This window comes from Paracoccus thiocyanatus, from assembly GCF_900156255.1.
Classification (GTDB): Bacteria; Pseudomonadota; Alphaproteobacteria; order Rhodobacterales; family Rhodobacteraceae; genus Paracoccus; species Paracoccus thiocyanatus.
This window is the reverse complement of the sequence record NZ_FTMK01000003.1, coordinates 190372-203285: the sequence shown is the minus strand read 5'-3', so window position 1 is coordinate 203285 and position 12914 is coordinate 190372. Positions and strand designations below refer to the sequence as shown.

The window sequence follows — 12914 nt, the reverse complement described above, 5'->3', positions numbered from 1 at the left end:
GCGATGTTCAAGGGGCTTGGCGACATGGGCGATCTGTCGAAGATGATGGAAGCCGCCGAAGCGATGCAGACCAAGATGGCCGAGATGCAGGAGGGGCTGGCTCGCCTGACCGTCACCGGCGAGTCGGGGGCGGGCCTGGTCAAGGCTACCGCCACGGCCAAGGGAGAGCTGACGGCGCTGGATATCGACCCCTCGATCTTCCGCTCTGAAGACAAGGAGGTGGTCGAGGACCTGATCCTGGCCGCGATCAAGGACGCGCAGCGCCGCGCGCAGGACAAGGCGGCCGAGGAAATGGCCCGCCTGACCCGCGAACTGGGCCTGCCGGGCGACATGAAGATGCCGTTCTGAATGGCCGCATCCGGCGACGAGATCGAGACGCTGATCGCCACCATGGCGCGCCTGCCGGGGCTTGGCCCCCGCTCGGCGCGGCGCATCGTGCTGCATCTGATCCGCAAGCGCGCCGGGCAGATGGCCCAGCTGGCCGGGCTGATGGCCACCGTCGCGGAAAACGCCCGCGAATGCCTGGTCTGCGGCAATGTCACGCCGGCCGATATCTGCCCGATCTGCCAGGACCCCGGCCGCGCCACCGGCGAGATCTGCGTCGTGACCGACGTGGCCGATCTTTGGGCGCTGGAACGCGGCCGCGCCTTTCACGGCCGCTATCACGTGCTGGGCGGCAGCCTTTCGGCCCTGGACGAGATCGGCCCCGAAGACCTGCGCATCCCGCAGCTTCTGGCCCGCATCGCCGAAGAAAACATCGCCGAAGTCATCCTGGCCCTTTCCGCCACGGTCGAGGGCCAGACCACCGCGCATTACATCGCCGAAGCCCTGGCGCCCACCGGCGTTGCCGTGACCGGCCTTGCCCAGGGCGTGCCGATCGGGGGCGAACTGGATTATCTGGACGACGGCACCATCACCGCCGCGCTGCGCGCCCGCCGCAAGTTCTAGCGGCGCCCGCAGGGCCGGGGCTCTGCCCCGGACCCCGGAGTATTTTTGAAACGGAGAAAGACGCGGGAAACGGACCCATGCTGCGCATGACGAAAGGGGCTCCGAAACCGGGCCCCTTGGCTTTCACCGTTTTGCAAATACTCCGGGGTGCGGGGGCAGCGCCCCCGCGTCCGTTAGCCGAAGCTCAGGCGTCCAGCTTTTCCACCGCCTTGGCGGGCTTGGCGATCTCGATCCGGCGCGGCTTCAGCGCCTCGGGGATCTCGCGCACCAGGTCGATGTTCAGCATGCCGTCCTCGTGGCTGGCGCCCTGCACCCGGACGTGATCGGCCAGGGTGAAGCGGCGCTCAAAGGCGCGGGTGGCGATGCCGCGGTGCAGGTAGCTGCGCCCTTCGTCCTCGGCGGCCTTCTTGCCCGAGACGATGACGGCGCCGTCCTTGACCTCGACGCTCAGTTCGTCGGCGGAAAAGCCGGCGACGGCGATCGAGATGCGATAGGCATTCTCGCCGGTCTTCTCGATGTTATAGGGTGGGTAGGTGGCGATATCGGCCGAAAGCGCCCGGTCCATGACATCGGCCATCCGGTCGAAGCCGACCGAGGCGCGGTAAAGCGGGGTCAGGTCAAAGTTGCGCATTTTCGCATCCTTTCTCAAGCGATACAAAGGCTTGCCCCCCGTTCGGGCGGGCAGGTCCGTCGGCGCCGCAAGGGCCTTCCGACTGCGCAAAGATGGGAATGCGGCGGGCGTGTTTCAAGGCTTGCAAAGGGGGCCGGGCGGCGTTGCCGCCCTGGCCCTGCGCGGCCCGCGTTCAGCTTTGCGCCGCGCCCAGCATGCGGGCGATCTCGTCCTTCAGCGCGGCGCGCTTCTTGCGCAGGTCGGTTTCGGCCTCTTGCGACATCGGGACATGGCGGCTTTCCGCCGCCGCGACCTCGTCGTTCACCGCGTCATATTCTTCAAGCAGGCGCGCAAAACGCGTGTTCGAAACCTTCAACTCGTGGATCAGCGCCGTGTCCTGGGGAAATTCCTCGTGGATCGCGTGGGGTGCCGCCATATCGTCTACTCCGCAACAACTCTACCAGCCTGCTGGATAGACGCGGTTGGGCGGACTGGCAACATCGCAACCGCAGGGCCAGCGCCGCGCCCAGGGACATGCCCCCCCGCCCAGCCGGGCGCGGCCGGCATGCCCCCCGCGGCCAATCACCCCGCCCGTCCCGGCCGTTGCTGGTCCGGCCCGGCCTGTGCAGGGGCCGCCCCTGGGCCGGCACCTTGCGAAGGGATGCGGCAATTCACCACAGCCGGTCCACGCCGGCCGCAAGGCGCGAAGGGGACATGCGCCCTTGACCGGACGCCCCGTCCCCAGCATCGGCCGCCGGCATTCGGCGTAAGCGCATTAGCCGGCCAGATCCGCCGGCAACAGGCCGGCCGGCAGGTTCTGGTAGCAGACCGGGCGCAGAAAGCGGCGGATCGACAGCGTGCCGACCGAGGTTGCACCGAAATTGGTCGATGCCGGATAGGGCCCGCCATGGACCATCGCATCGGCGACCTCGACCCCCGTGGGAAAACCGTTGGCCAGCACCCGGCCCGCCTTGTCGGCCAGAAGCGGCAGCAGCCTGCGCCCAAGCGCCAGATCGCCGTCGTCAAGCTGAAGGGTGCAGGTCAGTTGGCCATGCAGCGCCGACGCCACGGCCAGCATCTCGTCCTCGTCCGAGACCGTGACCAGCACCCCCAGGGGACCGAAGACCTCTTGCGACAGATCCTCGTCGGCCAGCCAATCCGCGGCGGTAACGCGAAACAGGTTCGGCGCGGCCTTGCGCCCTTCGTCCTGGCCGGCCAGCAGGGTTTCCACCTTGTTGTTGGCGGTGAACCTTGCCGCACCCCCGCGATAGGCTTGGGCAATGCCATCCGTCAGCATGACCTGCGGCGCGACTTTGGCCAGCGCGGCCTGGGCTGCGCGGGCGAAGGTCTCGGCACTTTCCTGCGGCAGCACCACCACGCCCGGATTGGTGCAGAACTGCCCCGCCCCCAGCGCAAGCGAATCCGCCCAGTCGCGGGCGATGGAGCCGGCGCGCGTCCGGGCCGCCTGCGGCAGGACGAAGACGGGGTTCACGCTGCCCAGTTCGCCGAAGAACGGAATCGGCTCGGGCCGGGCGGCGCAGAGGTCGAAAAGCGCCCGTCCGCCCGCCAGCGAGCCGGTAAAGCCCACCGCCTTGATGGCCGGATGCGTGACCAAAGCCTCGCCCACCTGGCGGTTGCCGCCCTGGATCAGGCTGAAGACGCCGGCGGGCATGCCGCTGCGGGCGATGGCGGCCAGGATCGCCTCGCCCACCACCTCGCCGGTGCCGGGATGGGCGGAATGGCCCTTGACCACGACCGGGCAGCCCGCCGCCAGCGCCGCCGCCGTATCGCCCCCCGCAACCGAAAAGGCGAGCGGAAAGTTCGAGGCCCCGAACACCGCCACGGGTCCGACCGGGCGCTGCATGATGAAAAGCTCGGGCCGCGGCGCAGGCTTGCGGTCCGGCAGGGCGGGGTCATGCCGGCGGTCGAGATAGCCGCCCTGGCGGATATGATCGGCAAAGAGGCGTAGCTGGCCGGTGGTGCGGCCGCGCTCGCCCTCCAGCCGGCCGGCGGGCAGGCCGGTTTCCTGGGTCCCGATCTCGGTGATCTGGTGGCCGCGGGCCTCGATTTCCTCGGCAATGGCTTCGAGGAAGGCGGCACGCGCGTCGCGGCTGGTGGCGGCATAGGCCGCAAAACCGGCCGCGGCGGCCGCGCAGGCCTCGGCCACCAGTTCCGGGGTTCCGGCGCAAAAGTCGCGCGCCGGGCCGGTGGCGGGCACGGACCGGAAGGTCCGTTCCCCGCCAACCCGGCGGCCGGCGATGATATGGCGGCCATGCAGTTCAAGCGTATGGGTCATGGGTCTTTCCTTAGATCAGGCCGCGGCCGGCCAGGTTCCTCATCAGCGCCGAGACGCCATAGGTCCAGGGCGCGCATTGGGTCGAAAGCCGCACGGTGTTGCGCAGCGCGCCAAGGCCGGGGGCCGAGATGGTGACGACATCGCCGATCTTGTGGGTAAAGCCCTCGCCCTTGACGTCGCGGTCTTCGGTCGGGGCGAACAGCGTGCCCAGGTAAAGCATGAAGCCATCGGGATATTGATGGTGGCGCCCGACGGTCTGGCGGACCAGTTCCTGGGGGTCGCGGCTGATCTGCGACATGGAAGAATGCCCGTTCAGGACAAAGCCGTCCTCTCCCTCGACCTTCAGCGCCAGTTCCGCCCGGCGGATGTCGTCCAGCGCATAGCCGGCATCGAACAGCCGGATCATCGGCCCGATGGCCGAGGAGGCGTTGTTGTCCTTGGCCTTGGACAGCAGCAGGGCCGAGCGCCCCTCGACATCGCGCAGGTTCACGTCATTGCCCAGCGTGGCGCCGACGATGCGGCCGCTGGACGACACCGCCAGCACGATCTCGGGTTCGGGATTGTTCCAGGTCGAGACCGGATGCAGGCCGATCTCGGCCCCCGTGCCGACCGAGGACAGGACCTGCGCCTTGGAAAACACCTCGGCATCGGGGCCGATGCCCACTTCCAGGTATTGCGACCACATGCCTTCGGCGATCAGGGCCTGCTTGACGCGCATCGCCTGGTCCGAGCCAGCTTGCAGATTGCGCAGGCTGTCGCCGATCACCCGGCCGATGCGGGTGCGGATCTGGGCGGCGCGGGCGGGATCGCCGCCGGCCTTTTCCTCGATCACCCGCTCGACCATCGAACGGGCGAAGGTGACGCCGCACGCCTTGATGGCCTGAAGGTCGCAGGGCGCCAGAAAATGCGTGACGGAAAGGTCGCCCACCGCCGCGCTGCCGATCTCGGCATGATCGCCAAGCGCCCGCCCTGGGGCCGCGCGGACGAATGCGGCCGGATCGTCCATTTCGCAAATATCCGAGACGGTCGCCGCGCCTTTGGCGGTGATGTCGATCACCTCGCCCCCGCGCAGCGTCACCACCGCCGGGCCGCCCGCCTCGGGCAGCCAGACGCGTCCAAGCCATAGCCCGGAAAGGTCGTCGATCATTTCATCCCCATCTTCGCTGAAGAAAATCTGGACCGGCACGGGCGTCATGCGGGCCGCGGTTTCACAGGGCTCTTGGCGCGATCTGGGCCGGCCCGGCCGCCGGGGCTTTGGCCACGCCGTTGCGCAGGGCCAGGCCGAAGCCGGGGGCCGAGATTTCAAAGACATCGCCCGGCGCCACCTTGATCCCGTCGGCAAAGGAAAGCGTGGCGGTGCCGAAGAAATGCACATGCACGTCGCCCGGCTGGCGGAACAGGTCATATTTGAAATGGTGATGTTCCAGATTGGCCAGGCTGTGGGACATATTGGCCTCGCCGGTCAGGAACGGCTTTTCCCAGACCGGCCGGTCGTCGCGCCAGATCCTGCTGGTGCCGCGCACATCCGCCGGGCATTCGCCCAGCCGGATTTCGGGGCCGAAACTGGCCGGGCGCAGCTTGGAATGGGCCAGCCACAGGTAGTTCACCCTTTCGGTCACGTGATCCGAAAATTCGTTGGCCAGCGCAAATCCCAGCCGCCAGGGCCGGCGGTCCGGGCCGATCAGGTAGATGCCGGCGATTTCCGGCTCTTCGCCCAGATCCTCGCCGAAGGCGGGCGCCACCAGCGCGGCACCCGGCGCCACCAGGTTATGGCCGTTGCCCTTGTAGAACCATTCGGGCTGCGCCCCCACCTCTCCGGCAGCCGGCTTGCCGCCTTCAAGCCCCATGCGGAACATGCGCATGGAATCGGTCAACTCCGTTTCGTCCTGCATCTTGCCATGCATCGCGGCGCGGGTCGCGGCCGAGCCCAGATGGGTCAGCCCGGTGCCGGTCAGATGCAGATGCGCCGGATCGGGATGGGTCAGCGGCGGCAGGTAGCGGCCGGCGCGCGCAAGCTCCTGGAGATCGTGGGCCGCGCCCCTGGCCAGGCCGGCGATCAGCCCGGCCAGCGGGATGTCCTGGACGATGGCCTGCATGGCAAGGGCATAAAGGCTTTCGGCCTGGGGCAGTTCGCGGGCGGGCTCGCCCTCTTCGCGCGCCAGGACCCGGACGGCTCCATCGGCGGATCTTATCTGTGACAGCAGCATCGTGGTGGCCTTTCCTATCGGTGGATTACATCCGCAGGATGATCTTGCCGAAATTGTCGGCAGCTTCGAGGATGCGGTGCGCCTGGACGGCATCGCCAAAGGGCAGCACGGCATGGATGTCCGGGGCGATGCGGCCGGCGGCAAGCTCGGGCAGCCAGCGCTGGCGGAACCGCGCCACCACCGCCGCCTTTTCCGCCGCCGAATGCGGCCGCAGGGTAAAGCCCCGCAACTGGATCATCCGGGTCAGCACCTTGGCGACGTCGAATTCGGCCATGCCCTGGCTCAGCAATCCGACAAGGGCGATCCGCCCGCGCCAGCGCAGCAGGTCGATATGGCGCGCCAGATTGGCCGGGCCGACGAAATCCTCGACCACGTCCAGCCCTTCGGGCCAGATCTCGCGCAGGGCGGCCGCGAAATCGCCCTGGCGATAGTTCAGCACATGCGGCACGCCCATCGCCCGCAACCGATCGGCCTTGTCCTCGCGGCCGGTGGTGGTGGCGATCTCGGCCCCGACCGCCTGGGCCATGCGGATCGCGGTGCTGCCGACGGCCGAGCCGCCGGCATGGATCAGCACCCGCTCGCCGGGGGCCAGGCGCGAAAGTTCGAACAGGGTTTCATGGGCGGTGCAGAAGGTCTCGATGACCGCGGCGGCGCGGATGTCGTCCCAGTCCTGCGGCACCGGGGCGACATGGCGGTGGTCGGCGCAGGCGAATTCGGCATAGCCGCCGCCTTCGAGCAGCGCCGCGACCCGCATGCCCACGGCGATCCCATGGACCTCGGGGCCGGTCGCGACCACCTCGCCGCCGACCTCGACCCCCAGGACCGGGTTGACGCCGGGCGGCAGCGGATAGTTCCCGGCGCGCTGCATCGCATCAAGCCGGTTCACGCCCACCGCGCCGACCCGGATCAGCACCTGGCCGGGGCCGGGTTCCGGGCGCGGCACCGCCAGAAAGCGCAGGGCGTCCGGGCCGCCCGGCTGGGGCGCGTGGCAGATCTGCATCGTGGTCATTCTTCCTCCTTCGCGCGGGGCGGTTGCCAGATCGCGGGGTCGTGCCCGTGATTGGGCGCGTGGAACCATTGTTCCTGGACAAAGCGGAACGCACCCTCATGGCCTTTGCGGATCCGGGCAAAGCCGGGAAAATGGATATGCATTCCCGCGACCAGCAGGTCCTGGTCGACGCAAAGCTGCAAGATCCGCCGCCGGGACCGCGCCGCCGCGGGGCTGTCGCTGTCGAAGATCATCCCGACATCGGGATCGCCCAACTGGACCTCGGGGATATGGACGGTATCGCCCCAGACGATCATCGCCTCGCCCCGCGAGCGCAGGACATAGCAGCAATGCCCCGGCGTATGCCCGGTCGAGGGCAAGGCGGTGATCCCGGCCAGCACTTCATGCTCGGCCGTGAAAGGCCGGGCCGAACCGTCGGCAAGCCAGGGCTCAAGCTGGACGCGCGCCGCGTCGAAATAGACCCGCTTCTGCCGTTCGGTGGCGCGGGCCCGCGCCGCATCGTCGAACCAGTGGTCGATCTCGGCCTGGTGCAGGTGCAGGCGCGCATTCGGAAAAAGCTTGCGCCCGCTTTCGGGATCGGTCAGCCCGCAGGAATGATCGGGATGAACATGCGTCAGCAGGATATCCGTGACCGCCCCAGGGGCCAGGCCCAGATGCGCCATCAGTTCCGGCAGCAGGCCGCAGGTCGGCCCCATGATCGCGCCCGAGCCGCAATCGACCAGGATGACCCGCGCCCCGTCGCGGATCAGGAAGGTGTTGATCGAGACAACCGGCGGGCAGACGCGGGTCTCGGCCTCAAGGAAGCGGCGCAGCTTGGCGTGATCGGCGTCGCGCATGATTTCCAGCGTGTCATAGGCCATGTAGCCGTCGCAGATCGTGGTCACGAGGCAATCGCCGACCAGGCGGTGATAGACGGCGGGGACCTGCTCGAACCCGGTCATTGCTCGGCTCCGGCATGGCGGGGACGCAGTTGCGGCCGCGGCTGTTCCACCAGATCGTAATGCGCGCCGATCCAGCGGCGAAGCTGGGCGCGGGCGATCTTGCCGATGCTGTTGCGCGGCAATTCCCCCATCGCGACGAAAAGCCGCGGCCGCTTGTAGCCGGTCAGCTCCCTCAACGCCGGTTCCAGCCGGTCCAGCCAGTCCGCTGGCGGGCTTGCGGCCACCAGCGTGACGATTTCGCCCCAGTAATCCGAAGGATAGCCCAGCACGATCAGCTCGCTTTCCGGCAGATGCGGGGCCAGCGCGCGCTCGACCTCGTCGGGCGAGACCTTGTAGCCGCCGGTCTTCATCATGTCCGACTGGCGCGAGACCAGGAACAGCCGCCCGCGCGCGTCGATGCGGCCAAGATCGCCGGTATCGTGATATTCGCCCGGCGCCAGCATGCGCGGGCCGTCAAGCGTCATGTAGCCCTGCGACAGATGCGGGCTGAGCAGGTGGATGCGGCCGGTTTCACCCGGCGGCAGGGCGCGCCCCGTCTCGTCGCGGATGGCGATGCGCACCCCGCTGGCCGGCCAGCCGACGCAAAGCCCCTCACCCGCCGCCTGGCCCTCGGCATAGACCTCGGCGGTCTCGGCCGGATCAAGGACGGTGATCGGGTTGAAGATCTCGCTTTTGCCATAGGTGACGCGGATGATCGGGCCAAAGCATTCGACCGCGCGCCGATAGATCAGCGGCGTCAGCGGCGCCGTGCCGGTCAGGATGGTGCGCAGGGGCCAGCGCCGCCCGGCATGGTCCGGCCCGGCGGCGGCGGCGGTCAGCTTTGCCAGCACGGTGGGCGGCGCAAAAATCTCGGTAATCGACCCCGAGGCGAGCAGCGGCAGCACCGTTTCGGGATCGACGCCGCGCAGCAGATGCACGCTGGCCCCGTGGGCCAGGAAGGCAAAGGTCAGCAGCGAACTGCCATGCGAAAACGGCGTCATCAGCAGGATGCGGTTCGCGCCGTCCGGCAGCAGCGGCAGCGCCGCGCGCAGCATCAAGGCGCCGGTCCAGCGTCCGCGATGGCTGTGGATCGCCCCCTTGGCGGGGCCGGTGGTGCCGCTGGTGAAGACGATCCGCGACGGCGCGTCCGGCGCGACATCCGGCCAGCCCCGCGCGGTCAGGGGCCGCGGCGCGATGGCGCGCACGTCCAGCAGCCGCACCGACATGGCGGGCAAGCTTTGGTCCGACCCGTCCACCAGCGCAAGGCGCGCCGTGCTGCAAGCCAGCACATGCGCCAGTTCCGCCTCGCTTAGCGCGGGATTGGCGGGCACTTCGGTGATGCCCGCCAATGCGACCCCATAGCTGGCGGCGGCGGCCAGGGCCGAGTTGTGAAACACCGTCGCGACGAAATCGCCCGGTCCCAGCCCCTGGCGGCGCAGTTCGTCCGCGATGCCGGCCGCCCGGTCCAGCACCTCGGCGATGCGGTGCTGGCCTTCATCGTCGACGATGCCGATGCGTTCGCCATGGCGTTGCCGCAAAGGCGCGAATTCCTCGCCCCAGTTCATCATCACGACTCCTCCGGCGGGAAACGCTCGGGGCCCAGCGGATCCTCTCCGGCCGCGGCAAGCGAGCGCGCCCATTTGTCCAGCCACCAGCCATAGGGTTCGGGCCAATCGGCAAAGCCGGGATCGACGCCCATCTGCCAGGCGGCGTGGCGCACCCAGAACGGGTTGAACAGCATCTGGCGACCGATGCAGATCAGGTCCGCCCTGCCCTCTTGCAGCAACCGCTCGGCATGGCCGGCGCTGCGGATCATCCCGACCGCCGCGGTCGGCATCCCGGTTTCGCGCCGCAGCCGGTCGGACAGCGCCACCTGATAGCCCGGTCCGCGCGCAAGGTTGGAATTGGTGGCCCCCGCCCGCATGTTCCCGCCCGAGGAACAGTCGATCAGGTCCACCCCCGCCGCCCGCAATTCGCGCGCCAGCACGATGCTGTCGTCCTCGGTCCAGCCGCCGTCGATCCAGTCCGTCACCGAAAGCCGGGCGATAAGCGGCATCGAATCCGGCATGACCCCGCGCAGCGCCCGCACCACCGCCAGCGGCAGGCGCATGCGGTTTTCCAGGCTGCCGCCCCAGCGATCCTGGCGCTGGTTGGCCAGCGGCGACAGGAAGCTTTGCAACAGGTAGCCATGCGCCAGATGCAGCTCCAGCAGGTCGAAGCCGGCCAGGATGGCGCGGCGCGCCCCGGCGACAAAGGCGTCGATCACCCCCTCGATCTGCGCCTCGGTCATCGCGACGGGCATCAGCCAGCCTTCGGCCAGCGGCAGGGCCGAGGGACCCATCGGGAATAGCCGCTCGCTTCCGGCGGCCAGATCGCGCTCGCCGATCGGGCCGTTGCCCTCATGCGCGCGCTGCTGGCCGCCCTTGCGGCCGCCATGGCTGATCTGGATGGCGGTTTTCGCGCCATAGCGCTTCATCTCGCTGACCAGCCGCGCCATCGGCTCGATATGGCTGTCGGCCCAAAGCCCCGGATCGCCGTTCGAGACCCGCCCCGCCCGCGTGACGAAGGTCTGCTCCATGATGACCAGGCCGGCGCCGCCCATCGCCATGCGCTGGTAATGCGCGAACTGGAACGGCGTCAGCCGGCCGTCCTCGGCGCTATAGGTGCCCATGGGCGAGACGACGATGCGGTTCTTCAAGGTCACGCCGCGCACCGTCCAGGGGCGGAACAGCAGCGGCATCTCGGACCGGGGGACCATGTTCATGCCCAAAGCCCCCGGATCCCGGCCAGCGCCTGGGCCGCCGGCACCTCGGCACCGCCGCCGGCAAACAACGTCTCGCCAAGCGCCCTGGCCGCGCCCGGCCGTGCCCCCGCCGCCGCAAGCCGCGCGTCAAAGACCGCAAGCGCGCGTTCACGGGTCAGAAGGATCAGCTCGCGCGGGACATCCGCCGTCACCGCTTGGCGGCGGCTGCCATCCTTCATCGCCAGCACCACCTTGGCATCCAGCGGGCCTATCGGGTCGTCAGGGATGACGGTGGTGCGCGAGACGAGGTTCAGGATCGCCGGATCGGCGCGCAGGCTGTTGCCCATCTCATAGGTGATGTCGCCCTGAGTCAGCATGGTCGCGACCGCAAAGGCGGTGCTGGCCTGGCATTGCACCAGCCGCTCGAACGGGCCCTTGTAATTGGTGCCGGGATATTCGGTGAAGGGCTTCCACAGCGTGACCTCGACCGCCTCGATCATCTGTGGATCGACGCCATCCTGGAAATGCTTCTGCGCCGCCATGGCCGCCGGCATGTTGTCGCCCAGCGTGGCATAGGGCTTGCACAGGATTTCCAGCATGATGGCGGGATCGGGCGGGCTTTCCCAGACATCGGGGCGGGTATCCATCCCGGCCAGCGTGGCCAGAAAGCCCTTGGGCCCGTCCAGCGCCTGGGGGGCGCCCTGCACGCCGGCCTGCGCCAAGAGCGCCGCGATCAGCCCGCCCTGGGCGGCCCGGCCGTTCTGGACGCGCCATTCGTCGGCGCCCGCCCGCACCGGCTCCAGCGTGCCGCCGGTGGTCGAGGCGGCGATGGAAACCGCCGAGGCCGCCTGCGCCGGGTCAAGCCCCAGCACCACCGCCGCCCCGGCGGCCGCGGCTATGGTCCCGAAACTGGGGCTGGTGCGAAAGCCGCGGGCGATCAGCCGGCGCGCCACCACCTCGTCGCGGCCCAGCCAGTTGATGACGCTGTAGCCGGCGACGATGCCGCGCAAGGCGGTTTCCAGGCTGGCGCCCTCGCGCTCGGCCAGGGCCAGCACCGCGGGCGGCACCAGCGAGCCGGGATGGGTCCAGGACGGCATGTCGGTATCGTCCTGGAAATGGGCATGCGCGGCGACGCCATTGGTGAAAGCCGCCTCGGACGGCGAAAGCCGCGCGCCCGAAATCCAGGCGGCGGCGCTGCCGGGACTGTCTTCGGGCAGCGGCCCGGACAGGGCCAGGGCCGCCCGCGCCGTCGGCTCGCCGCGGGCCGAGATCGCAAGGCCAAGCGTATCCAGCAGGCACATCAGCGCCTTGTCGCGGACCGGCGGCGCGATCTCGCGCCCACCGAAATCCCCCAGATAGTCGCCAATCATCTTTCCGGCAGATGCCATGTTCGGGTTCCTCCTCCCGGTGTTCGGTTCTCAGTTGCCGCCCCGGCCATAGGCCCAGGCGCGGCTGATGGTGATGGAAAGCCCGCGCCGCAGCCGCACCAGCCCCAGCGCCTGCACCCAGGCGGCGGCAAAGACATCCAGGACGACCGCATGGTCGATCCGGGTCAGGCCGCGGGCGGCCAGGATCTCGGCCATGACGCCTTCGGCCGGCACGATCACCTCGGCGCCGTCGGCGATCAGGTCGCGGGCGGTGCGGGTAAAGGCCTCGATCAGCGCCGCGGGCTCGTCGCGCGCCGCGATCAGCGCGTATTCGTCCATGCCCGGCACCAGCGAGGTGACGGCGCTGACCCGCGCCTCAAGGTGATGCTTGGCCACCGAAAGCCGGGTCATGTAGGCGACGTTGGGCGCGTTCGAGATCAGCCCGATCCTTGTGCCAAGCGCGCAGCCGGTCAGCAGCGCCGCCTCGGTCAGCGAGACCACGGGGATATCGACCGCCGTGCGCATCTCGCGCAGATAGGGTTCGCTGAAGGACCCCATGACAAAGGCGTCATAGCCCTGGCGCTCGGCCTCGACGGCCTGTTCGACGATGGGGCCCAGGACGCGGTGGTAAAGATGCGCGTTGCCCAGCGCATCGCTGGGGCTGAGTTCGCCATAGGTGCCCTCGGCAAGGCCGTGGACGTGAACCTGGGCCTCGTCGCCCAGAAAGCGGGCGGCATGGTCCTCGATGCCCTGCTTATAGGCCGCGATGCGGGTCAGTTCGTTGACGGATTGGTGCCAGATGCGGATGGGCATG

General features: G+C 69.1%; 13 protein-coding genes. 2 read left to right on the top strand and 11 right to left on the bottom strand.

The annotated features are described in order from the left end of the window. Positions 1–3 precede the first annotated feature (3 nt). Complete coding sequence (locus tag F3H32_RS03840; RefSeq protein ID WP_115754350.1) at positions 4–348, top strand: YbaB/EbfC family nucleoid-associated protein; 345 nt, start codon at positions 4–6, stop codon at positions 346–348. Beyond that, entirely contained in the window at positions 349–948 is a 600-nt protein-coding gene (gene recR, locus F3H32_RS03835) for a recombination mediator RecR (protein ID WP_115754349.1), read from the top strand. Positions 949–1132: 184 nt separating this feature from the next. On the opposite strand, the gene F3H32_RS03830 is transcribed toward recR, so the two are convergent. From F3H32_RS03830 to F3H32_RS03780, 11 genes are all read right to left on the bottom strand, one after another. Further along, positions 1133–1579, bottom strand: coding sequence for an Hsp20 family protein (locus F3H32_RS03830; protein ID WP_115754348.1), 447 nt, complete (start codon positions 1577–1579; stop codon positions 1133–1135). Between the two features lie 172 nt (positions 1580–1751). Beyond that, positions 1752–1994, bottom strand: coding sequence for a YdcH family protein (locus tag F3H32_RS03825; protein ID WP_149764549.1), 243 nt, complete (start codon positions 1992–1994; stop codon positions 1752–1754). Positions 1995–2333: 339 nt separating this feature from the next. Next, a complete protein-coding gene (locus F3H32_RS03820) occupies positions 2334–3854 on the bottom strand; it encodes an aldehyde dehydrogenase (NADP(+)) (RefSeq protein ID WP_149764547.1) in 1521 nt (506 codons plus the stop codon). A 10-nt stretch (positions 3855–3864) separates the two neighbouring features. After that, positions 3865–5001 carry a fumarylacetoacetate hydrolase family protein gene (locus tag F3H32_RS03815; protein ID WP_149764545.1) on the bottom strand — a complete coding sequence of 379 codons (1137 nt, stop codon included), beginning with the start codon at positions 4999–5001 and terminating at the stop codon, positions 3865–3867. Between the two features lie 61 nt (positions 5002–5062). Then, entirely contained in the window at positions 5063–6061 is a 999-nt protein-coding gene (gene araD1, locus F3H32_RS03810; protein ID WP_149764543.1) for an AraD1 family protein, read from the bottom strand. Positions 6062–6086: 25 nt separating this feature from the next. Then, entirely contained in the window at positions 6087–7070 is a 984-nt protein-coding gene (locus F3H32_RS03805; RefSeq protein ID WP_188128578.1) for an NAD(P)H-quinone oxidoreductase, read from the bottom strand. Beyond that, positions 7067–8011 carry an MBL fold metallo-hydrolase gene (locus F3H32_RS03800; RefSeq protein ID WP_149764539.1) on the bottom strand — a complete coding sequence of 315 codons (945 nt, stop codon included), beginning with the start codon at positions 8009–8011 and terminating at the stop codon, positions 7067–7069. The genes F3H32_RS03805 and F3H32_RS03800 overlap by 4 nt, the downstream gene beginning before the upstream one ends. After that, complete coding sequence (locus tag F3H32_RS03795; protein ID WP_149764537.1) at positions 8008–9558, bottom strand: class I adenylate-forming enzyme family protein; 1551 nt, start codon at positions 9556–9558, stop codon at positions 8008–8010. Before F3H32_RS03795 ends, F3H32_RS03800 begins: the two co-directional genes overlap by 4 nt. Then, positions 9558–10754, bottom strand: a complete 1197-nt coding sequence (locus F3H32_RS03790) for an NADH:flavin oxidoreductase/NADH oxidase (RefSeq protein ID WP_223191334.1) — start codon at positions 10752–10754, stop codon at positions 9558–9560. Before F3H32_RS03790 ends, F3H32_RS03795 begins: the two co-directional genes overlap by 1 nt. Beyond that, positions 10751–12121, bottom strand: coding sequence for an MmgE/PrpD family protein (locus F3H32_RS03785; RefSeq protein WP_149764535.1), 1371 nt, complete (start codon positions 12119–12121; stop codon positions 10751–10753). The genes F3H32_RS03790 and F3H32_RS03785 overlap by 4 nt, the downstream gene beginning before the upstream one ends. 30 nt (positions 12122–12151) lie before the next feature. Continuing rightward, positions 12152–12913: an aspartate/glutamate racemase family protein gene (locus F3H32_RS03780; protein WP_188128577.1), complete on the bottom strand. Its 762-nt coding sequence runs from the start codon at positions 12911–12913 to the stop codon at positions 12152–12154. Position 12914: the final 1 nt, after the last annotated feature.